Here is a 21,327-nt window from a genome sequence, read left to right as displayed (position 1 = left end):
TACGTCGCGCAGATTCCTGACCTGCATCAACGGCCTCCCGGCCCGGCGCTTATCCGCTCGCCAACCATCAATTCAGCGCCCCGATGACCGGTTCAGCGGGCGCTTTGTCCGTTTCCGCGGGCGGCGTTGTCTAATTCGACGGACGCTCTCTCCGCGCCCACGCGCCCGGATCATTCGTGAGCGCGTCGACGAACTCGGGCAGCCGATTGTCGGCGACGTCGTCGATCGACACGTTCTCCAGTACCGCACGAATATTCACCCGTAAGGCGATCCACACACGCTGCAGGGATTCGGCCGCACCGGGATAGGTCACGTCCTCGGGCCGCTCGCCGCGCACCGACGCCAGCGGGCCTTCGATCGCCCTGATCACATCGGCGATGGAGATCTCGGCGGCCGGGCGGGCCAGCCAGTACCCGCCGTCGGGACCGCGCCTGCTGATCACCAGATCGGCGCGGCGCAGGTCGCCGAGCACCGTCTCCAGCACCTTGGGCGGGATGCGCTGTGCGGTTGCGATCGCGTCCGCCTTGACCACGGGCGCCGCCTGGGCAACGGGGCCGAGGCCGATCGGGGCCTGATTCAGCCGCGGTGCGCGGGCGATCTCGAGCAGCGTCCGCACCGCGTAGTCGACCTTCGCGGTGATGTGCACAGCGTCTCCTGGCGTTTCCGATTGGTCCGTCGAGTAGCTGCAATCTACGCGGTGCCGCCCGCAGTTAGCACGCAGGTCGCCGCATCGAGCAGCGTGGATTCGACCAGCGCGTCATCGGCGCCCGGCGCGAACTCTTTGGACATCAGGGCGACGCCGAGCATCGCAAGCGCCGCGCTCGCCCGGAGTTTGGCCTCATCGGTCGCGTCCGGCCCGGCCAGCCATTCGCGCAGGGTCTGATCGTCGTCGACGAGATCGGGATGCCGATCGGCCATCGCGTTGACGATCGCCACCGTGTCGCGCAGCACCAGCGCGCCCGCGTCCCGGTGGTGCACCATGCCGCGGAGATAGCTGCGCAGCACGTCTCGAATGCCGTCCGCGTCGCGCGGCACCTGGTCGAGATCGCCGACCACCGAACGCATGTGATCGATGATCGGATCGATGATGGCGTGCAGCAGGTCGATCTTCGACGCGTAGTGATAGTAGAGCGATGCCTTTGTGATTCCTACCGCATCTGCGACCTCGCGCAGACTCGTCTGCTCGAATCCCTTGGCGCCGAATAGCTTCACCGCGGCGTCGCGGATCGCGAGTTTTGTCCCCCGACCAGCGGCAACGGTGTCTGGGGCAGTACGGACGGCCATCGGACGATCCTCTCACCATTCGTGCGCCGAGCTAACGGTGCCAGCAATATTGAGGTTGTACCTCCACTTAGACCTCGGATAGTCTACCTACCGCACGGTAGGCAGAAAGCGTCATGTGGAGGCGGGGACGGCAGGGCACCCCGCGAGTGCTGTCTACGGCCTGAATCAGCACGCCCCAGCACCGCTAGGAGAACTTTCGTGTCCGTTTATCTGTACAGATGGGGGAAGTTCGCTTTCCGCAGAAAATGGCTGGTGCTCCCCGTCTGGCTAGTCCTGTTCCTGATCCTCGGCGGTCTCGGTGCGCAGCTCAGCAAGCCGATGACCAACGACTTCAGCATGCCGGATCTGCCATCCGCACGCGCCAACGACATTCTGGACAAGCACTTTCCGGGCGCTTCCGAAGCGTTCAAGTTCGACGCCGTCACCGGCACCTATGTGATCGGTGCGCCGGACGGCCAGAAACTCACCGACCCGGCGAACCGGACCGCGCTCGACGCGTTCATCGCCAAGCTCGGTGAACTCGACATCGTCGATCACAGCAAGCCGATCATGAACCCGGTCGAGGCGGCCGAGAAGATGGGCTGTCTGACCAACCCCGATCCCACCCAGTGCAGTGGCGCACCGCTGAACGTGCTCAGCAAGACCGTGCCCGACTCGGTGGCGGTGATGAACGTGCCGTTCACCATCAAGAAGTTCACCGACGTCACCGACGAGCAACGCGACGCGGCCTACGCGGTAGCCGCCGACGCGCGCAATGCGGGCCTGACCGTCGAGATGAGCGGCTCGATCGCGATGGAGCAGCAGGCGCCGAGCGGCAAGTCCGAGATGATCGGCATGGGCGTCGCACTGATCGTGATGATCGTGGCGTTCGGCGCGATCGTCGCCGCCTTCGTCCCGATCGTCACCGCGATCGTCGGCCTCGGCGCGGCGACCTCGCTGATCATGTTGGGTACCTCGGTGATCGAGGTGCCGAGCTTCACCACGTTCCTCGCCTCGATGATCGGCATCGCGCTGTCCATCGACTACGCGCTGTTCATCGTCTCGCGCTACAAACACGAACTGGCGGTCCAGGATTCACCGGAGGAAGCGGCCGGGTCCGCGCTCGGTACGGCCGGGTCCGCAGTGGTGTTCGCCGGGTTGACCGTGATCATCGCCCTTGCCGGGCTCAGCATCGTCGGCGTGCAGTTCATGACCTTCATGGGTCTGGGCGGTGCGATCGCCGCCGGGTTCGCGGTGCTCACCGCGATCACGCTGATGCCAGCGCTGCTCGGCGCGTTCGGGCGGTTCCTGTTCAAGCCGAAGCTGCCGGTTGTCGCCCAGCACGATCCCGAGGACGACAACTCGGTCACCAACGGCATGCGCTTCGGCCGGTTGATCGGCAAGGCACCCTGGGTTGCCTTGGTGCTCAGCGTCGCGGTGCTCGGTGCGCTCGCCGCCCCCGCGGCCGGGCTGAACCTCGGCCTGCCCGGTGACGACAGTCAGCCCAAGACCTCCACCATCCGCAAGGCCTACGAGCTGCGCACCGAGGGCTTCGGTGAGGGCAGCAACGGCGTGCTGAACGTGGCGGCCGACCTGTCCGAGGTGCCGGTGGAGATCCGGGACAACGCGGTCAAGGCGTTGCGCGACAAGCTCTCCGCCTACCCGGGCATGGACTACGTGACCGAGCCGCAGTGGAGCGAGGACAAGCAGGGCGTGCTGCTCGACGGCGTGCCGAAGTCGGGCCCGAACAACCAGGCCACCAAGGACCTGGTCAGCGATGCCCGCGACGCGGAAGGCCAGCTGAACGCCGAGTTCGGCATGAAGTACGGCATCACCGGAACCACCGCGATCTATGCCGACGTCGACAACGTGCTGCTCGGCAAGATCGTGCCGTATCTGGCGATCGTCGCCGGTGCCGCGTTCTTGCTGCTGATCCTGGTGTTCCGCTCGATCCTGGTACCGCTGACGGCGGCGCTCGGCTTCCTGCTCTCGATGGCGGCGACGTTCGGTGCGACGGTGCTGATCTTCCAAGAGGGCAAGTTCGGCCTGATCGAGGACCCGCATCCGCTGGTCAGCTTCATGCCGATCATGTTGATCGGCCTGGTGTTCGGCCTCGCGATGGATTACCAGGTGTTCCTGGTGACCCGGATGCGCGAGGAGTTCGTCAAGGGCAAGTCGCCGAAGGAAGCGGTGGTGGCCGGTTATCACCACGGCGCCCGAGTGGTGACGTCGGCGGCGGTCATCATGATCTCTGTCTTCGGCTCGTTCCTGCTGGAGACCGACGTGACCGCGAAGTCGTTCGGCTTCGCGCTGGCGGCCGGTGTGCTGTTCGACGCGTTCCTGGTCCGGATGATCCTGATCCCGTCGCTGCTGGTGCTGATGGGCAAGTGGTCCTGGTGGATTCCGCAGTGGCTGGACCGGATCCTGCCCGACATCGATGTCGAAGGCGCGAAGCTGCGTGAGCTGCAGCAGCGGTCGGCGGAGACGGTGAAGGAGCCGGTCGGCGTCAGCTGATCGCCTGAAGTACTCGGCGCGGCCCCGCACTCGATTTTCGGGTGCGGGGCCGAGTCGTATCCGCAACCGGTTCTTGATCTTGTCGGCCGTCCACAGCAGACTCAGAAGAAGTTCGGCCTCTCCAGCTAGGTAGTTCCCCGGCGGGCGCAGTCGGCCCGCGCGCGTTTGTCGCTCGATCCGATCCGGCACGACCCCGATCACCGCGAGGAGAACCCTGTGTCCGTGTATCTATACCGGTGGGGAAAGTTCGCCTTCCGCCACAAGTGGCTAGTGCTGCCCATCTGGATTGTCCTGTTCCTGGTGCTGGGCGGTTTGGGAACCCAGCTGAAGGAGCCGATGAGCGACGACTTCAGCATGCCCAACCTGCCGTCGGAGCGCGCGACGCAGATCCTCGACCAGCACTTCCCCGGCATGTCCGAGGCGTTCAAATTCGACGCCGTCACCGGGACCTATGTGGTCGGCGCGCCCGCTGGACAGAAGCTCACCGACCCGGTCAACCGGCAGGCGATCGACGCGCTGATCGGGCGACTCGGCCAGTTGGACATCGTCGACCACGCCAAGCCGATCGCCAACCCGGTCACGGCGACCGAGGAGATGGGCTGCCTCGTCCCCGACCCGGACGCTTCCAAGTGCAGCGGCGCACCGCTGAACGTGCTCAACAAGACCGAGCCGGACACGGTCGCGTTCTTCAGCGTGCCGTTCACCATCAAGGAATTCACCGCTGTCACCGCCGATGACCGCAAGGCCGCCTATGACGTGGCCGACCAGGCGCGGGGCGCGGGTTTGACGGTGGAGCTGAGCGGCACGATCGCGATGGAACAGCAGGCGCCGAGCGGCAAATCCGAGATGATCGGCATGGGCGTCGCGCTGGTGGTGATGATCGTGGCGTTCGGCGCTATCGTCGCCGCGTTCGTCCCGATCGTCACCGCGATCATCGGGCTCAGCGCGGCCACCTCGCTGATCTTCCTCGGTACGTCGTTCCTTTCTATCCCCAGCTTCACCACGTTCCTCGCCTCGATGATCGGCATCGCGCTGTCCATCGACTACGCGCTGTTCATCGTCTCGCGCTACAAACACGAACTGGCGGTACAGGATTCGCCGGATGAGGCGGCGGGTACCGCGCTCGGCACCGCGGGATCGGCGGTGGTGTTCGCCGGACTGACGGTGATCATCGCGCTGGTCGGGCTGAGCATCGTCGGCGTGCGCTTCCTGACCTTCATGGGTCTCGGTGGCGCGGTTGCCGCGGCGTTCGCGGTGCTCACCGCGATCACGCTGATGCCAGCGCTGCTCGGCGCGTTCGGGCGGTTCCTGTTCAAGCCGAAGCTGCCGGTCATCGCCCAGCACGATCCCGAGGACGACAACTCGGTCACCAATGGCATGCGGGTGGCCCAGGTGATCGGCAAGGCGCCCGCCGTCGCGCTGATCCTCAGCGTGGTCGTGCTAGGCCTGCTCGCCCTACCCGCGACCAAGATGAATCTCGGCCTGCCCGGCGAGGACAGCATGCCCAAGACCTCTACCGTCCGGAAGGCCTATGAGCTGCGCACGGCCGGATTCGGCGAAGGCAGCAACGGCGTCCTCCAGGTGGCCGTCGATCTCAGCGCGGTGGCGGCCGACCAGCGCACCCCTGCGCTGAATTCGCTGCGTGACGAGCTCGCGTCCTACCCGGATATGGACTACGTGACCCAGCCGCGGCTGAGCCAGGACGGCCTCGGCGCCGTCATCAACGGCGTGCCGAAGTCGGGCCCGAACGATCAGTCCACCAAGGACCTGGTGCGCGACGCCCGCGATGCCGAGGGTCGGCTCGACGCGCAATACGGGATGAAATACGGCATCACCGGCACCACGGCGATCTACGCCGACATCGACCATGTGCTGCTCAGCAAGATCGTGCCGTATATGGCCATTGTGGCGGGCGCCGCGTTCGTGCTGCTCATCCTGGTCTTCCGATCCATCCTGGTGCCGCTCACCGGCGCACTCGGCTTCCTGCTCTCGATGGCGGCCACCTTCGGTGCGACGGTGCTGATCTTCCAGGAGGGCAAGCTCGGGCTGATCCAGGATCCGCGGGCGATCGTCAGCTTCCTGCCGATCATGTTGATCGGGTTGGTGTTCGGACTTGCGATGGATTACCAGGTGTTCCTGGTGACCCGCATGCGCGAGGAATACGTGCACGGCAAGCCGCCGAAGGAGGCGATGATCAGCGGTTATCACCATGGCGCCCGGGTCGTCACCTCGGCGGCGATCATCATGATCTCGGTGTTCGGCTCGTTCTTGCTGGAGTCGGACGTGACCGCGAAGATGATGGGTTTCGCGCTGGCGGCCGGCGTGCTGTTCGACGCCTTCCTGGTGCGGATGCTGCTGATCCCGTCGCTGCTCGCGCTGATGGGTAAGTGGGCGTGGTGGATGCCGAAGTGGCTGGACAAGATCGTGCCGGATATCGATGTGGAGGGCGCCAAGCTGTTCGCGTTGCGCGGGCAGCCGACACCCGGCGGCGCGAAACAACCCGCCGACGTCGGCTGATTACGGAGCACTCGCCCCCGCCCGGTTTGCCGGGTTGGGGCGAGTGCTCGGTTATTACTGACTCGGCTGCGGCAACGTGCAGTCGTCGACCTTCGGGTTCACACCCATGTAGTTGAGCGGACCGGCAATCGCCGTGACGGCGATCGTGCCCCAGCCCGCGCAGTTCGTCGGGCTGCTGTCGAAATAGTGGCGCTGACCCGCGGCGAGCATGCCGATGGCCAGCCAGGCAAGCAGCAGCAAACTGACCAGGCGGGTACCTGTATGGCGCACTGCTCGTCCGCGAACATCGCGGTCGCGAATTTCGTGGTCGCGCATGTCATCGCTCCCTTCCGTGCTCCTTACCTGGGAATACCCGTCTGAACACGAGTTATCCCCTAGGGGCTCGGCTGCGGCACGTTGCAGTCGGGGACCTTGGGATTGGCACCCAGATAATTGAGCGGGCCGGCGAGGATGGTCAGCGCTATATTTCCGAAGTTCGCGCAATTGATCGGTCCACTGTCGAAATAGTCCCGCTGGCCAGCGGCGATCAGGCCGACAACCAGCCAGATCACGACAATCAGGCTTCCAAGTCTCATATTGCTGCCTCGTTCGTCGGCGTCCGTTGAGCAACCTCATTATCTGGTGCCCGACGCGACGCGCCGAACGCGACGATGCTGCCTGCGCGCCGACAGGCGACGGACCTCGCACCCGTCGCCAGGTGCGAGGTCATCGAATGGGCTGCGCCGGTTCGCAGTCCGCGCTCACCGGTGCTGTCGATTACGGACTTGGTTGCGGCACATTACAATCCGCGACCTTGGGATTCACGCCCATGTAGTTGAGCGGGCCCGCGATCACGGTGACCGCGATGGTGCCGAACCCGGCACAGTTCACCGGGCCGCTATCGAAGTAGTCGCGCTGTGCCGCGGCGACAACGCCGATCAGCAACCACACCAGGACAATAATGCTTCCGATTCTCATGTTTCTCTCGCTCATCGGTCTCGAGCGGACTGTTCGACGGCGCATGGGCACATCACGTCCTTCCCGCACTTAGCTATCGGGCGTATACCCTGGTTTCTCCGAAATATCCGCTCCAGCCGAACTATTGCTCGTCGGCGTGGATCGGCTGCGGGGTGGCGCGACCTACGCGCCACCGACCAGGCACGGAACCGCCTCGGCAATGTCCGAGTCGGGACGCGACGACGGCCTGTCTGTGACGCAGGGAACACCGGGGCGCGTCCGATCCGTTCGAGTGACATGGCGGCGGTACTGCAATGGTGGATCCCCGGCTGGATCATCCTGCTGGTGTTGGTCGCGACCTACGAGCTGACGGTGGGCAAGCGGCGCAGGCGGCGCCGAACTCCGGTGTCGGGCACCTTTACCGACGAGTTCACGGCGATGTTCTACGGAACCAAGCGGATGGAACTGGACCACCGCGAGTCGGTGTCGATGCTGCGCGACGAGGACGCGGAGGGCGCGCCGCCGTTGGTCGGCATCGACCTGGAACGGCGCACCGTCGTGCTGCGGCCCGAAGGTCGGGAGCCCGAATAAGGCTGGCCTCCTTACTCTTCCGATAGCGCGCGGCGGAGACCTCGATCAGCGACAATGGGTCGATGGGACGGCAGTCGATGAACGAGAAATGGCAGGCGTTCGGCGAGCATGTCGAGTCCGCGCCAGGGCAGTTGCCCACCGAGGTGCGGCGGCAGATCCGTAGGCAGACAGCCGATTCCGCGGGCGATGACGGCATCCCCGCTGAGCTGGCCGCCTTCACCGATCTGGTCGCGGAGCGTTCGTACCGGGTCACCGAGGAGACCATCGCCGCGTTGTCGGCGGCGGGCCACAGCGACGACCAGATCTTCGAGGCGGCCGTTGTCGCGGCTTACGGCGCGGCCGACCGGCGCCTGCGCGCCGCCCGCCGCGCGTGGGAAGGACACTGAAATGTGGATCGGCGCAATCGAATCCGGCCATGACCGGCCGACCCGAGTGGTGCTCCGCACGATGGAGCTGTTCAGCCGGATGGAGGTTCCCGCGGTACTGAAGGTGCTGTTCTATCGGCACCGCTTCTTCGGGTCACCGCTGTCCGAACTCATCCAGCAGGCCATGCGTGGGCCCTCGTTCTGGACGGTGGCCGAACGCGAGATCTTCGCTACCGCCACCTCGCAGGCGAACGAATGCCCCTTCTGCGCGTCGGCCCATCATGCGATCGCGGGCGTGTATACGGATATCAATGTCGTGCGGCTGGCATTGGCGGACGGGGATGTTTCGCCACTGCGCCCCGAGGCGCAGGCGATGCTCGACTTCCTCCGGAAGATGACCCGCGACCCCGACGGTCTCACCACCGGCGACGCCGACAAGGTCCGGCACGCGGGCGTTTCCGCCGAGGCGTTCGACGAGGCCGTCTGGGTGGGCACCACGTTCAACGTGATCAATCGGCTGATGAACACCGTCGGCGCCGACCCGCTGGAGAGTAGGGACGCGCGGGTCAGCGCACGATTCATCAAGACCGCCGGTTACAAGGTTCCGCCACCGGTCCGGCTTTTCTCCCGCGGCGTTTGACGACCAGCTGACAGTTGTCGTCAGCGAAAGTCCGCAGCGTGGTCGGCTGCCCACTCGGCGTAACCGCGGGCGGGTGACCCGGTGACATCCCGCACCGTCGACGTCGGCTGGCCAGGCGCGTCGACCATCGCCGCGAGTCCGGCGAGCACGAAGTCCGCGTACTCCGGCGGGACCCACCGCATGTACTGCTTGGCCTGCTCCGGCGTGATCTCCTTCCATTCCAGCGGACGACCCAGTGCCCGGCCGATGGCCGCTACCTGGTCGACTCGGCTCAGCGACGCCGACCCGGTCAGCTCATATCGCGCCCCGGCGTGCCCCTCGGTCGTCAACGCGCGCACAGCGACCGCGGCGATGTCGGCCTCGTGCAGCAGGGTCATCGACGCCGCTCCGTACGCGCCGCGCACCACATTGCCCGCGCGGATCTGCGGCGCCCATTCCAGCGTGTTGGTCGCAAAACCATGCGGTCGCAGGAAGGTCCATTCCAGTCCGGATTCCACGATCGGCCGTTCGATGATCGCGTGCGCCCGGCCGATCGGATTGTCCTGCTCGTCGACGTCGTCACGGACCGCGCCGGAGGACAGCAGGACGATGCGACCCGCTTGTCCGGCAATCGCTTTCACCACGGAGCTCGCGATGTCGGCGGACAACATCGGCCAGGTCAGATATACCGCGTCCACTCCGTCGAGCGCCCGGGTCGGGGTGTCCGGCACGGATAGATCGCCGGGCACGACCTCCACCTCGGCGGGCAGCGATGCCGCATCGGGCTTGCGGACGAGTGCGCGGACCGCGATCCCGGTAGTCGCGAGCTGCGAAACCACTTGTCCGCCAACGTGACCGGTCGCACCGATCACCAGAATCCTGTTTGGTTGAACCATGGGCTCACCATACGAATGGAGCTAACTTCAGGTAAGGGCCTACCTAGAAGTAAGCTCATAGCGTGGAAGTAGGTTTCCAGGACAATGGGTCGTCGACCGCACACGGACGTGACGTATTCGACAGCGATTGCCCGGCCCGCACCGTCCTCGACAAGCTGACCAGTCGTTGGGGAGTCCTGATCCTGGCGTCCCTGCGCGATGGCCCGATGCGATTCCATGTGCTGCGTGACCGGATCGGTGGCATCAGCGAGAAGATGCTGTCGCAGAATCTCCGCACCTTCACCGGCTACGGCCTCACCGAGCGCACCGTGGAGCCGACCACCCCGCCGAAGGTCTCCTACGCGCTCACCCCCATGGGTAAGGAAGTGGCGGAACAATTGCACGGGCTGTTGGAATGGGTCAGTGTGAATACCGAGGACATCGTGAAATTCCAATCAAGGAGGTAGCACGATGAGCAGGTCCCTCTCCCGCGCCGTGGTCAGCGCCGCGGCCTTCGCGGCCATGACCGTCACAGTCGCCGTATCCGGCGCCCCGGCGTACGCCGACGTGACCGCTGTCAGCGTCGCCGTCGGCCCCGACGGCCTCCTGACCGGCTGCCGCTACCAGGTGACCGCGACGGTCACCGATTCCGAGATCCCGCCTGGCTCGGTGTTCTTCATGCTCGCGGGCGGCGTCATCCCCGGCAATGGCGAACGGATCCCCGGCGAGGCCGTCCACCACCCGGAGAACAACACCGTCACCACCACCTGGACCCCCACCCGCATCGGCCCGCAAAACCTCATCGCCATCCAGAGCATCCCCGGCCAGTACACCTCGCAGGCCTACATCCCCGTCGAAGTCGTAGGCACCGGATTCGACACCGGCAGCTCCTGCCCGCGCCTGGGATAGGGACCGGTCAGCGACGCCGTCGTAGTCCGCACGGCACAGCGGGAGCGCGGAGCTCTGAGACATCCGGAGGCGGGTCGTTAACAAACGAACCCGTACAGCCTCAGCGCGGTGAGCACCAGCGAGCGATCACCCGCCGCTTCGGACAAACCGAAGGACTTCCGCGCCATGTCGACATCAACCATCAATTAATGTGTGATTGATATAACGCCTGGGATGTGCCGCGCGATAAACCAGTATGTCGAACGATCATGAACCGAAGAACTCAGGTGACAAGGCCGCACCGGACCGTAAGCCACCGCCGAAACCGCCACCGACGGACAAAGGGTGGCTCAAGGTCGAGAACGTCCGCGGAAAGCGCGCCCATCCTCAGGAGAAGCGCCGTGACTGAGCAGGGCCAAACCTACGCGGCGTTCATCGAAACCGAACTGAAGACCGAGCGTGAGCGGCGAGCGACCTTCGATGCGCGTGGCCAAGCATTGGTCACCACCTCAGGGGCGCTGTTCACCCTCTTAGCTGGCGTAGCTGCGCTGGTCAAGACACCCGCCACTACACGCTTGCCCTCGGCGGTGTTACCGATGGGCACTGTGACGTTGCTGTTGTTCGTTGGGGCCGCTATTTGCGGCGCCATCGCGGGATGGAATCGCTGGTATGCCGTTGCGGCGGCGGACACTCTTGCCGTCATGGTGTCGGCAGACCACTGGATAGATGATGAGGTGGACGCCCGGAACTACCTGTCCACCCTTGCGGTGGAGACGTTGCGTACCCTGCGAACATCCACCGATCTCAAAGCCAAATGGGTGGGGATCGGACTGGTGATCCAGGTACTTGCGCTGGTTGCGCTCGGAGTAACGGTGTTCATAACGGTCTTGCACGGTTGAGCTACGCTGCGACCCCGGGACCCGTACAACGGTGCTTCCGCTATACGGAACGGTGACACATAACGCCAGGCAGGGGACCCCCCTTGGGTGCGGCTGTTCCAGCTCGTCCTCTTCAGCCGGATCGAATGTTAACCGATCGGTAGCACTCGTATACCTTGTCTCCCTTCGCCTCTGCGCGGCATACACCAAGGAGCCCGTCATGCTGAATGAGGGATGGGGCGACCAGTACGAACGCATGCGCCGGGCGCACCAACGTCTTGTAATCGCATGCAGCCCAATCGAAGATGCTGGCTCAGACGACGCCCGCGACTCGCTCTACGCGTTCTTCGAAGAGGCCTACAAGCTAAAGGACTGGATCAAGTTCGATACGGCGACAAGCCATCTCGAACGCGCCGCGAGAGGACGGTTAGTCGCTCGGTCGCGCTGGCCGCGTGCGCCGACATCGCCAACGGGGCCAAGCATTTGAATCTGAAAAGCTCGCCGCGCACCGCTGGCGGTCGGCACGCGGAAGTTTCAACGCAGAATGTCACCTGCGAAGGCAACGGTGCAGTCCGACGGCACCGTTACCCATGATGAGAGCGAAGGCGGTCGGACGCAGCACACCTGGACGATAACCGCAGACCACGGCAATGTTCACGACGCATTGGCTCTCGCAAACGCCGCCGTAGCGGACTGGGATGCTTGGCTGACAACCAAGAACCTTCTCTGATTTTGTTGCCTGACGGAAATCCGGAGCCGGTAACGTTGCTGCATGCCGGATCGCAAAACGACCCGAGCGTGATGCCCTGCGCATAGCGAAATAGCCCCTCACCTGTTGAACAGGTGAGGGGCTTTGGCGGTGGCGGAGGGATTTGAACCCTCGGAGGGGGGTTACCCCTCACACGCTTTCGAGGCGTGCTCCTTAGGCCGCTCGGACACGCCACCGCCGACAACCATACCGGAACGCTGCCTGATCGCTAAATCCCCAGGGGAGCTGCGGGTGTGGTGTGACTTGGCGCACGACGCGGGGTGCGGAGTGCGTCGGGAGGTCAGCGCTGGGTGCGGAAGAAGGTGTCGAGCAGGGCGGCGCAGTCGGGTTCCAGGATGCCGCCGCGGACTTGGGGGCGGTGGTTGAGGCGGCGGTCGCGGACTACGTCCCAGAGGGAGCCGACGGCGCCGGTTTTGGGCTCCCAGGCGCCGAAGACCAGCCGTGATACGCGGGCCAGAACCAGGGCGCCCGCACACATAGTGCAGGGTTCCAGAGTTACCGCCAGGGTGGCCCCTTCCAGCCGCCAGCCGTCGCCGTTGACCTCGGCGGCGCGGCGAAGAGCGAGCACCTCGGCGTGCGCGGTGGGATCGCCGAGGGCTTCTCGCGCGTTCGCGGCGCGCGCGAGTTCCCTACCGGCGGCGTCGAATACGACGGCGCCGACGGGAACGTCGCGTGGATCCGCCGCGGCGGCCGCGGCGATCGCGGCGCGCACCATGTCGGTGTCCGACGGGAGGGACGGGCCGTCCACGTCAGCGGGGCAGCTTGTCCAGCACCGCCGATAGTTCGTCGGCGAAGCCGAGGCGCTGGGCGATCATGCCGAGCTGCTCGTCCGGGTAGAGGTCGGTCTCGGCGAGGATGACGCTCAGCACCGGCTCGGGCAGACCGAGGTCGGCGAGTACACCGAGGTCGCCCTCCTCCCACGGCTCGACGTCGTCGAGCTCGTCCGGGTCGATGTCCGGGATTTCCACATTCAGGGCGTCGAGTACGTCCGCGGCGATGTCGTAATCAATGGCGGCCGTCGCGTCCGATACCAGCATCCGGGTGCCGCTCGGCGCGGGCCGGACCACGATGAAGAACTCGTCGTCGATGTCCAGCAGCCCGAACACGGCGCCCGAGCTGCGCAAAGCCTTCAGTTCGTTTTCCGCTGCGGACAAATCCGTGAGCGCGGCCTGGCTCAGTGGGCTGCACCGCCATTTGCCCTCTTCGCGGACAACCGCCACTGCGAACCCTTCTACGTCGTCGTAATCATCCGACGCCGCCCTATTCGTGCCCGAGCGCTGTGCTGCCATGGCCGCAACGGTAGTCTGTGCGAGCGGAAATGTTGAAGTCGTATGCGAATCTGTTCGAGTGACTTCTGCTGCGAAAGCGCCCGTGTGCGTCCTCGGAACAGGCTTGATCGGCGGTTCCCTGCTGCGCGCCGCCGTCGCCGCCGGCTATGCCGCCTGGGGTTTCAACCGCTCAGCCGCCGGGGCGGAAGCCGCGAGAAGCGACGGCTTCGATGTCACCGAAGACCTGCCTGCCGCACTGGCGCGGGCCGCCGACGCCGACGCGCTGATCGTCCTCGCGGTACCGATGCCCGCGGTCGAGCACCTGCTCGCGTCCATTGCCACGTTCGCCCCTGACTGCGTGCTGACCGATGTGGTCAGTGTGAAAGCACCGGTCGCCGCCGCGGTGCGTGCGCAAGGTCTGTCGGCCCGCTACGTCGGCGGGCATCCGATGGCGGGCACCGCCGAATCCGGATGGGCCGCCACCGATTCCGGCTTGTTCCGGGACGCGGTGTGGGCGGTCGGCGTGGACGAGGGCACCCACGTCGACCCGTGGACCAGGGTGGTGCGGCTGGCCCTTGACTGCGGCTCGGTGGTCGTCCCGGTGGTCGCGGACGAGCACGATCGCGCGGTGGCCCGGATCTCGCACCTGCCGCACGTGCTGGCCGAGGCGCTGGCGGCGGCGGGTGCGACGGGCGGCGAGCTGGCGCTCGGACTGGCGGCGGGTTCGTTCCGCGACGGCACCCGCGTCGCCGCCACCGCGCCGGATCTGGTCCGCGCCATTTGTGAACCGAATTCCGCCGCGCTGTTGGCGGTCCTCGAGGAAACGCTCACCGTGCTCGGCGCCGCCCGCGACAGCCTGCGCGCGGACAATTCCCTCGCCGATCTCGTCGAAGCCGGACACGATGCCCGTGAACGCTATGAAACCGCGCAACGATGGGAAATCACCGATATCCGCCCCGGCGACCACAATTGGCTGGTGAACTTGCGGGACGCGGGTAGGCGCGGCGGGGTTATCACCAGCTTGAACTGATTACCACGCCCGACTGGTCATCCCGGCGAACGCCGGGTTCCAGTCGGGACGTGGCAGCTCGATTCCACATTCGCCGGAATGCCAAGGGTCAGCCAACCGGAATGGCGGCACCCGTATACCGAATGTCAAATACGTTCGGCGAGGCCCGGGTAGTCGAGCAGGAAACCGTCCGCGTCGACCGTGACGGTGGCGCTGGAGACCGGAGACAGCACGCTGATGCCGTCGGCGGCGCTGCTGTAGGTCAGGCTCGCCTCCTGGACCAGCAGGTCGGGCAGGCGCACGTAGACGACCGGGACCTGGACGTCGTGCACCGCGTGCTGCAGATCGAACCGACGGATCGGCAGCGTGTTGAAGAACGGGCTGAGCACCACGTCGACATCGAGCGCACCGGCGAAGGTGGAGCGCACGTGGCTGCCGCCGGCGTCGACGAGCCAGTAGTTCTCCTCGTCCCTGGCGATGGACGCGTGCCGCTCACCGGCGGCCGTTGTGGTGCGCAGGGAGAGGCGCTTGGTGGCGCCGCTCTCGTCGGTGACCAGGTCGTAGGACGCGCTGAACGCCGGATGGTCGTCGCACGCGCCGCCGATCATCCGACCGGCGGCGCGGATGCGGTTGCCGTTGAGGGTCACGCGCACCGACTCCATCCGCGACGCGTTGTGCGCGCGCCAGGTGAGAATCGCCGGCCAACGGGAGGCCGGTGGCGTCTCGGGGCCAGAGGCTTGGCTCTCGGGGGCTGGGGTCGTCACGTATCTACCGTAAGCGACACCGAGCTGTTGGCCGCACCACACCAGCCCGCATCACACCAGGGACTCCCGCCACGCCGCATGCAGAGTGGCGAACCGGCCGGTGCCCGCGATCAGCTCGGCCGGGGTGCCGTCCTCCACGACGCGCCCGGATTCCAGCACCAGCACCCGGTCGGCGATGGCCACGGTGGACAGCCGGTGCGCGATGATCACGGCGGTACGGCCGCGCAGCACTGTTTCCAGTGCCTGCTGGATCAGCCGTTCGCTCGGGATGTCCAGGCTGGAGGTGGCCTCGTCCAGCACGATCACCGCCGGGTCCGCCAGGAAGACCCGGGCGAACGCGACCAGCTGCCGCTGGCCGGCGGACAACCGGCCGCCGCGCTTGCGCACGTCGGTGTCGAAGCCCTCCGGCAACGCCTGCACGAAGTCGTACAGTCCGACCGCACGGGCCGCCGCGAAGACCTCCGCGTCGGTCGCGTCCGGCCTGCCGAGCCGAATGTTGTCGGCCACGGATCCGGAGAACAGGTAGGCCTCCTGGGTGACCATCACGACATTGCGGCGCAGGTCGGCATCGGAGATGCGGCGCAGGTCGATGCCGTCCAGGGTGACCGCACCGTTTGACGGGTCGTAGAACCGCGTCAGCAGCTTGGCCAGCGTCGACTTGCCCGCACCGGTGGCGCCGACCAGTGCGACCACCTGTCCGGCCGGGATCTCCAGGGAGAACTCCGGCAGCACCTCGCGGTCGGGGCCGTAGCCGAACGAGACCCGATCCAGCAGGACCGCACCGCTCGCCTTCGCCAGCGGCGTCGGGTCGGTCGGTTCCCGCACCGTCGGCTCTTCCTCGAGCACGCCGGAGATCTTCTCCAGCGCCGCGGCCGCGGACTGGTACGAGTTGAACACCTGGGCGAGTTCGTCGAGCGGGCCGTAGAACTCGTTGAGGTACAACAGGTATGCCGCGAGCACACCCACCGCGAGATGGCCCTCGATCACCTGCCACGCGCCGACCAGGATGATGATCACCGTGGTCAGGTTGCCGAGCAGCCTGGTCAGGCCCGCGTAGTCGCCCATGCCGCGCATGGCCGTCGTGGTCGCCTGCTGGTATTCGGTGTCCTCGTAGGCCAGCACCGACTCGTTGCGCTGCTCCCGGCGGAAGGTCTGCACCGCACGCATGCCGCCCATCGACTCGACGAACTGCACGACCACCTTCGCGATGGCGCCACGGGTCCGGCGGTAACCCGCCCGCTGCCTGCGCTGCGCCCATCGGGTGACGAACACCAGCGGCACGAAGCCGACCAGCACGATCGCGGCCAGCGTCAGATCGAGGTAGACCAGCAGCACCGCGATGGTGAGCACCGAAAGGATCGCGCTCAGCGCCTGATTCAGCGCGCTCTCCAGCAGCTCCTGCAGCGTCTCGATATCGCCGGTGAGCCGCGAAACGACCTTGCCCGAGGTGTACTTCTCGTGGAAGGCGACATCGAGCCGCTGCATGTGCGTGAACGATCGCACCCGCAGGTCGAACAGCACGCTCTGACTCAGCTTGCCCGACACCCGCAGGAACAGGAACGTGGTCGCAACGCCGAGCAGCACCGCGGCGAGATATCCACCGGCGGTCCAGGCCAGCGGGGCCCAGTTGCCTTTGCCGCCTTCGCGGATGCCGGTGTCGAGGCCGTGCGCGACGAACAGCGGCGCGGAGACCATCGCGGCGTTGTCCACCACGATGAGCACCAGTGCGAGCGCCGCCAGCTTGCGGTACGGCCGGACCAGGTCGAGCAGCAGTCGCCGGGATCGTTCGGCCAGCACCAGGTTTCCGGCCTGAGTGACCTCTTTGTCCTCGCTGGCGATGCCGCGCCAATCGGCGGCCTCGTCGCCCTGTTTTTCCAGTACGACCGAATCGTCGTTCACTGCCGCATCTTTCGACGTGACCGTTTCCGTGCTCACTGCTCCTCACCTCCCATCAGTTCTCGGTATCGGCTGCTGGTACGCAGCAGTTGGTCATGTGTGCCCTCGGCGACGATCCGGCCTTCGGCCAGTACCACGACCCGATCGGCCAGCGCCGCCGTCGACGGCCGGTGTGCGACAAGCAGCGTCGTCGCGCCGGCCAGCACGGTGCGCAACCGTTCCTGCACCCGCTCCTCGGTTTCCACATCGAGCGCGGACAGTGGGTCGTCGAGCACCATGATCCGGCTGCGGCTCCCCCGCCCCGCCCCGCTCAGCACGGCGCGGGCCAGCGCGAGCCGCTGCCGCTGACCGCCGGACAGGCTGAGTCCCTGTTCGCCGATCCTGGTGTCCAGTCCCCACGGCAGGTTGTCGACGAACTCTGTGGCCTGCGCGACATCCAGCGCGCGACGCACATCGGCGTCGGTGGCGGCCGGGTCGCCGAGCGCGACGTTCTCCCGCACGCTCGCCGAGAACAGCACCGGCTCCTCGAACGCGACCGAGACGAGGGACCGCAGATCGTTGAGCCGCATGGACGCGATGTCGATGCCGTCGATGGTGATCACGCCGCCGGACAGGTCGTAGAGCCGGGGAATCAGGTTGAGCAGCGCGGTCTTTCCGCTACCGGTCGCGCCGACCAGGGCGACGGTCTCGCCGGGCCGAACCTTGAGCGAAACATCGTGCAGCACCTCCCCTTTCGCATCCGGGAACGCGAACTTCACGCCTTCCAAGCGCAACTCGCCGACGATCACTTCCGGCAGCTGCACCGGATCGGCCGGGTCGGTGATGTCGACCGGGGTATCGATGATCTCCCAGTACCGATCACCTGCCGTGCGAGCGTCGTTCAGCTCGGCGAGCAGGAAGCCGGTCCAGATGATCGGCCACTGCAGGAAGTTCGCCAGCGTGATGGCCGCGACCAGGGTGCCGAGCGTCATCGACCCGTGCACCACCGCGTAGCCGCCGTAACCGAGCGCGAACGCGATCGCCAGCTGCGGCAGACCGGTCATCGCCGACCAGAGCCGCGCGTCCAGCCGCACCTTGAGCAGTTCGGTCTGCTGGAGTTCGCGCGACTGCGCGGTGAACCGTCCGCCGAAGAACACGCCACGACCGAATGCCTTCAGCACCCGCACGCCCTGCGCCGACTCTTCGGCGATGGTGGCCAGGTCGCCGGACTGGTCCTGGGACCGCCGCGACGCCTTCGAGTACTCCCGCTCGAAGCGAATGCAGATGTAGGTCAATGGAATCGCGATGATCGCGAAGATCAGGCCGATCTGCCAGCTCAACCAGACCAGTGCAAGCAGGCCGATCGGAATCAGGAAGATGTGGATGATCAGGAACGGCCCGGCGAACGCGACGAAGCGGCGCATGGTGGCCATATCGTCGACCGCACGCGAGAGCAGCTGACCCGATTCCCAGGAGTCGTGCCGTCCGATGGACAGCGACTGCAGCTTGCGGAAGATTTTGGCGCGCATGGTGATCTCGAACTCGGTCGCCGGTTTGGAGACCAGCCAGCGGCGCCCCCACACACCGAACGCTTCCAGCAGGCCGAGCAACAGCACCAGCAGCACCGGCCCGACGACGCCCGCGAAATCGCGCCGGGCAATCGGCCCGTCGATGATCCGTGCGAGCACCAGCGGAATGGCGATCGCCGTCAGCGAGGCGAGGATCGCGAGCGTGGTCGCGCCGAGCAGGGCACGACGATGCGGGCGCACGTACGGCCAGAAACGCCGCAGCGATTGCAGGCGGCCGGGCGCGGACGCCGCGGGCCGCTCCGGTCTGTCGGCCTCCGGATCGGCCGTTGCGACGTCCAGTGCAACTGACATAGCTCCCCCTCGAGGTCTGTGGATTGCGGTGTCGTGAAGCGGGACACTCGGTGATGTTCGCATCGAGGTCCGACATTTCAGGGTGGCAGCATCGCCCGGATCAGCCAACCGATTTTCCGGCTGCACCGATACCCCCGCGTCCGCGTTCGTGCTGGACATCACCGTTGGCTCGCAGGTCCCGACAACCTTCATGACGACAGCAAACAACCTCGAGTAACCTCGAGGTCAAGGGTGGCGCCACGCCAAAAACGTCCCGGGCCGCAGTGGAAAAGTTCCGCGGCACCGGGACGTCCGGTGACCTCGACGCCCAGATCGTGGGCGCCGACGTCGGTGAATTCGAATGTTCGAACGAGGTCCGGCTCTAGCGAACGCCCGCGCTCTCGGATTCCCGCTCCACCGGAACGTCCGGGAATGCCTGCTGCTGATATCCGCCGCGCAGCGTGCCGTCCAGATAGGCGGCCCGGCAGGCCCGGCGGGCAATCTTGCCGCTCGAGGTCCGCGGAATCGAACCCGCGGGTACCAGCAGCACATCACGCACCGTCACACCGTGCCGCTGGGAAACGGCCGCGCGCACGGTGTCGGCGACCGGCCCGGTTTCCAGCTTCCCCGCCCCGGTGTTGCGTTCAGCGACGATCACCAGTTGCTCGGAGTTGTCCTCGGCATCGAAATTCAGGCCGGAGTGGCTGCCCTTTTCGAAGACCAGCGCTGGAAGTTCGTTGGCGGGCACCGAGAACGCCGCGACGAAACCGGGCCGCAGCGCCGTGCTGGATTCCTGCGCCGAGAACTCCAGATCCTGCGGGTAGTGGTTGCGGCCGTCGACGATCACCAGATCCTTCACCCGGCCGGTGATGTAGAGCTCGCCGTCGAGGTAGGCGCCGTAGTCGCCGGTGCGCATCCAGTTGGCGTCCTCCGGCGTCCCCTCCGCGTGACTGCCTTGCGCCTGCCGGGCGATCAGTTTGGCCTGGAAGGTGGCCACGGTTTCGTCGGGCTTGCCCCAGTAGCCGATGCCCATGTTCTCGCCGTGCAACCAGATCTCGCCGACCTCACCGTCCGGGCGCTCGACGCCGGTCTCCGGATCAACGATGGTCGCCCACTGCGACAACGCGACATAGCCACAGGACACCTGGGCGATCGCATTGTCGGTACCCGGCTCGACCTCGACCATCCGGCCCGAATTCAATTGGGCGCGATCGACATACACCACCCGCGCCTCGTCCTCGGCCTTGGTCGCCGAGACGAACAGCGTCGCCTCCGCCATGCCGTAGCAGGGCTTGATCGCCGTTTTCGGCAGTCCGTACGGGGCGAATGCCTCGTTGAACTTCTTCATCGACGACACCGACACCGGCTCGCTGCCGTTGATCAGGCCGATCACATTCGACAGATCGAGCTCTTCGCCCGCTTTCGGCCTGCCCCGCGCCGCGGCGTGCTCGAACGCGAAATTCGGTGCGGCGGCAAAGGTTCCGGCACCGTCGGAGGCAGCGGCCAATTCTTTGATCCAGCGGTACGGACGGCGAACGAACGCGCTCGGCGACATGATGGTGATGAATCCGCCGCCGACGGTCGGCAGGATCACACACAGCAAACCCATGTCGTGGAACAGCGGCAGCCAGGTGACGCCGCGCGAATTCTCGGTCACCCCAATGGCATCGATCATCTGCAATAGATTCGTGCCGACCGCGCGATGGGTGATCTCCACGCCCGCAGGCGTTCTGGTGGAGCCCGAGGTGTATTGCAGGTAAGCGACGCTGTCGATATTGATATCCGGCCGCACCCAGGTCGCGCCGACGCTGTCCGGAATCGCTTCCACCGCAATAATCCGCGGGCGCTGCGCCGCGGGCAGATGCCGGAAGAAGTTCCGCACACCGCCCGCCGCGGAACCGACAGTGAGGATCGCCGCGGGCGTGCAGTCGCTGAGCACCGCGGTGAGCCGGTCGGTGTGCCCCTGCTCTTCCGGGTCGAACAGCGGAACCGCGATATTGCCCGCGTAGACGGCGGCGAAAATGGAGACGACATAGTCGAGCCCTTGCGGGGCCAGAATCGCTACTCGATCGCCTGGTCGGGTCACCTGCTGCAGCCGGGCCGCAACGGCCCGTAGCCGGACGCCGAACTGCCGCCAGGTCAGCTCGTGGTACTCGCCGTCGCGTTCCCGCGAATAGTCGATATAGCGGTAGGCGAGGTCGTCGCCGTTCTCCGCGCTGTGCTTGTCGACGAAGTCGATCAGGGTCTTGTCACCGCGGATCTTGATATTGCCCTGGTCGTCCAAATAGTCGTCGAAGGTCTCGTCGATCATCGCCTTATCCTTTTGCCAAAGCACGC

The 21,327-nt window shown here is 66.1% G+C and carries 22 protein-coding genes and 1 tRNA gene; 10 read left to right on the top strand and 13 right to left on the bottom strand.

The window, feature by feature from the left end; all coding sequences use genetic code 11:
• Positions 1-130 precede the first annotated feature (130 nt).
• Complete coding sequence (locus KV110_RS01160) at positions 131-646, bottom strand: RrF2 family transcriptional regulator (protein WP_218472685.1); 516 nt, start codon at positions 644-646, stop codon at positions 131-133.
• A gap of 44 nt (positions 647-690) precedes the next feature.
• Positions 691-1,284 carry a TetR/AcrR family transcriptional regulator gene (locus KV110_RS01155; protein WP_218472684.1) on the bottom strand — a complete coding sequence of 198 codons (594 nt, stop codon included), beginning with the start codon at positions 1,282-1,284 and terminating at the stop codon, positions 691-693.
• Between the two features lie 198 nt (positions 1,285-1,482).
• Between KV110_RS01155 and KV110_RS01150 the strand changes: the two genes are divergently transcribed.
• Positions 1,483-3,777 (top strand): MMPL family transporter, encoded by a 2,295-nt coding sequence (locus KV110_RS01150; RefSeq protein ID WP_218472683.1) that lies wholly within the window; start codon positions 1,483-1,485, stop codon positions 3,775-3,777.
• 216 nt (positions 3,778-3,993) lie between these two features.
• Positions 3,994-6,294 carry an MMPL family transporter gene (locus tag KV110_RS01145; protein ID WP_218472682.1) on the top strand — a complete coding sequence of 767 codons (2,301 nt, stop codon included), beginning with the start codon at positions 3,994-3,996 and terminating at the stop codon, positions 6,292-6,294.
• A 54-nt stretch (positions 6,295-6,348) separates the two neighbouring features.
• On the opposite strand, the gene KV110_RS01140 is transcribed toward KV110_RS01145, so the two are convergent.
• From KV110_RS01140 to KV110_RS01130, 3 genes are all read right to left on the bottom strand, one after another.
• Positions 6,349-6,609, bottom strand: a complete 261-nt coding sequence (locus KV110_RS01140) for a hypothetical protein (protein ID WP_218479559.1) — start codon at positions 6,607-6,609, stop codon at positions 6,349-6,351.
• A 59-nt stretch (positions 6,610-6,668) separates the two neighbouring features.
• The gene (locus KV110_RS01135) at positions 6,669-6,869 is read right to left on the bottom strand and encodes a hypothetical protein (protein ID WP_218472681.1); all 201 of its coding nucleotides are present in this window, start codon (positions 6,867-6,869) and stop codon (positions 6,669-6,671) included.
• Positions 6,870-7,050: 181 nt separating this feature from the next.
• On the bottom strand, positions 7,051-7,251 hold the full coding sequence (locus KV110_RS01130) for a hypothetical protein (RefSeq protein ID WP_218472680.1): 201 nt from the start codon (positions 7,249-7,251) through the stop codon (positions 7,051-7,053).
• A 276-nt stretch (positions 7,252-7,527) separates the two neighbouring features.
• Between KV110_RS01130 and KV110_RS01125 the strand changes: the two genes are divergently transcribed.
• From KV110_RS01125 to KV110_RS01115, 3 genes are all read left to right on the top strand, one after another.
• Positions 7,528-7,821: a DUF6191 domain-containing protein gene (locus KV110_RS01125; RefSeq protein ID WP_218472679.1), complete on the top strand. Its 294-nt coding sequence runs from the start codon at positions 7,528-7,530 to the stop codon at positions 7,819-7,821.
• A gap of 62 nt (positions 7,822-7,883) precedes the next feature.
• Positions 7,884-8,207, top strand: a complete 324-nt coding sequence (locus tag KV110_RS01120) for a hypothetical protein (RefSeq protein WP_218472678.1) — start codon at positions 7,884-7,886, stop codon at positions 8,205-8,207.
• 1 nt (position 8,208) lies between these two features.
• Positions 8,209-8,826 carry a carboxymuconolactone decarboxylase family protein gene (locus KV110_RS01115; RefSeq protein ID WP_218472677.1) on the top strand — a complete coding sequence of 206 codons (618 nt, stop codon included), beginning with the start codon at positions 8,209-8,211 and terminating at the stop codon, positions 8,824-8,826.
• Positions 8,827-8,846: 20 nt separating this feature from the next.
• On the opposite strand, the gene KV110_RS01110 is transcribed toward KV110_RS01115, so the two are convergent.
• Positions 8,847-9,701 carry an NAD(P)H-binding protein gene (locus KV110_RS01110; RefSeq protein WP_218472676.1) on the bottom strand — a complete coding sequence of 285 codons (855 nt, stop codon included), beginning with the start codon at positions 9,699-9,701 and terminating at the stop codon, positions 8,847-8,849.
• Between the two features lie 62 nt (positions 9,702-9,763).
• On the opposite strand from KV110_RS01110, the gene KV110_RS01105 reads away from it, so the two are divergent.
• The 4 genes from KV110_RS01105 to KV110_RS01090 all read left to right on the top strand — a co-directional run bounded on the left by KV110_RS01105 (position 9,764) and on the right by KV110_RS01090 (position 11,933).
• Positions 9,764-10,147: a winged helix-turn-helix transcriptional regulator gene (locus KV110_RS01105; RefSeq protein WP_218472675.1), complete on the top strand. Its 384-nt coding sequence runs from the start codon at positions 9,764-9,766 to the stop codon at positions 10,145-10,147.
• A 4-nt stretch (positions 10,148-10,151) separates the two neighbouring features.
• Positions 10,152-10,589 (top strand): hypothetical protein, encoded by a 438-nt coding sequence (locus KV110_RS01100; protein WP_218472674.1) that lies wholly within the window; start codon positions 10,152-10,154, stop codon positions 10,587-10,589.
• A 380-nt stretch (positions 10,590-10,969) separates the two neighbouring features.
• Complete coding sequence (locus tag KV110_RS01095) at positions 10,970-11,467, top strand: hypothetical protein (protein WP_218472673.1); 498 nt, start codon at positions 10,970-10,972, stop codon at positions 11,465-11,467.
• 199 nt (positions 11,468-11,666) lie between these two features.
• Positions 11,667-11,933, top strand: a complete 267-nt coding sequence (locus KV110_RS01090; RefSeq protein ID WP_218472672.1) for a hypothetical protein — start codon at positions 11,667-11,669, stop codon at positions 11,931-11,933.
• A gap of 367 nt (positions 11,934-12,300) precedes the next feature.
• Here KV110_RS01090 and KV110_RS01085 read toward each other — a convergent pair.
• The 3 genes from KV110_RS01085 to KV110_RS01075 form a co-directional block, all read right to left on the bottom strand.
• A tRNA-Ser gene (locus KV110_RS01085) sits at positions 12,301-12,391 on the bottom strand.
• Positions 12,392-12,495: 104 nt separating this feature from the next.
• Positions 12,496-12,930, bottom strand: coding sequence for a nucleoside deaminase (locus KV110_RS01080; RefSeq protein WP_218478080.1), 435 nt, complete (start codon positions 12,928-12,930; stop codon positions 12,496-12,498).
• A gap of 34 nt (positions 12,931-12,964) precedes the next feature.
• Positions 12,965-13,504 (bottom strand): tRNA adenosine deaminase-associated protein, encoded by a 540-nt coding sequence (locus KV110_RS01075; protein ID WP_218472671.1) that lies wholly within the window; start codon positions 13,502-13,504, stop codon positions 12,965-12,967.
• Positions 13,505-13,562: 58 nt separating this feature from the next.
• Here KV110_RS01075 and KV110_RS01070 point away from each other — a divergent pair, with 58 nt between their 5' ends.
• Positions 13,563-14,513: a prephenate dehydrogenase gene (locus tag KV110_RS01070; RefSeq protein WP_246634297.1), complete on the top strand. Its 951-nt coding sequence runs from the start codon at positions 13,563-13,565 to the stop codon at positions 14,511-14,513.
• Positions 14,514-14,638: 125 nt separating this feature from the next.
• Here KV110_RS01070 and KV110_RS01065 read toward each other — a convergent pair whose 3' ends face one another.
• The 4 genes from KV110_RS01065 to fadD32 form a co-directional block, all read right to left on the bottom strand.
• Positions 14,639-15,256, bottom strand: a complete 618-nt coding sequence (locus tag KV110_RS01065; RefSeq protein ID WP_107653662.1) for a putative glycolipid-binding domain-containing protein — start codon at positions 15,254-15,256, stop codon at positions 14,639-14,641.
• A gap of 51 nt (positions 15,257-15,307) precedes the next feature.
• A complete protein-coding gene (locus tag KV110_RS01060) occupies positions 15,308-17,155 on the bottom strand; it encodes an ABC transporter ATP-binding protein (protein WP_246634296.1) in 1,848 nt (615 codons plus the stop codon).
• A 32-nt stretch (positions 17,156-17,187) separates the two neighbouring features.
• The gene (locus KV110_RS01055; protein WP_218472668.1) at positions 17,188-19,011 is read right to left on the bottom strand and encodes an ABC transporter ATP-binding protein; all 1,824 of its coding nucleotides are present in this window, start codon (positions 19,009-19,011) and stop codon (positions 17,188-17,190) included.
• Between the two features lie 361 nt (positions 19,012-19,372).
• Positions 19,373-21,301 (bottom strand): long-chain-fatty-acid--AMP ligase FadD32, encoded by a 1,929-nt coding sequence (fadD32, locus tag KV110_RS01050; RefSeq protein WP_393537424.1) that lies wholly within the window; start codon positions 21,299-21,301, stop codon positions 19,373-19,375.
• Positions 21,302-21,327 lie beyond the last annotated feature (26 nt).

This window comes from Nocardia iowensis (assembly GCF_019222765.1).
GTDB classification, from domain to species: Bacteria; Actinomycetota; Actinomycetes; order Mycobacteriales; family Mycobacteriaceae; genus Nocardia; species Nocardia iowensis.
Note: the sequence above shows the minus strand (reverse complement) of the source record. Positions and strands in the feature narration are given on the sequence as shown.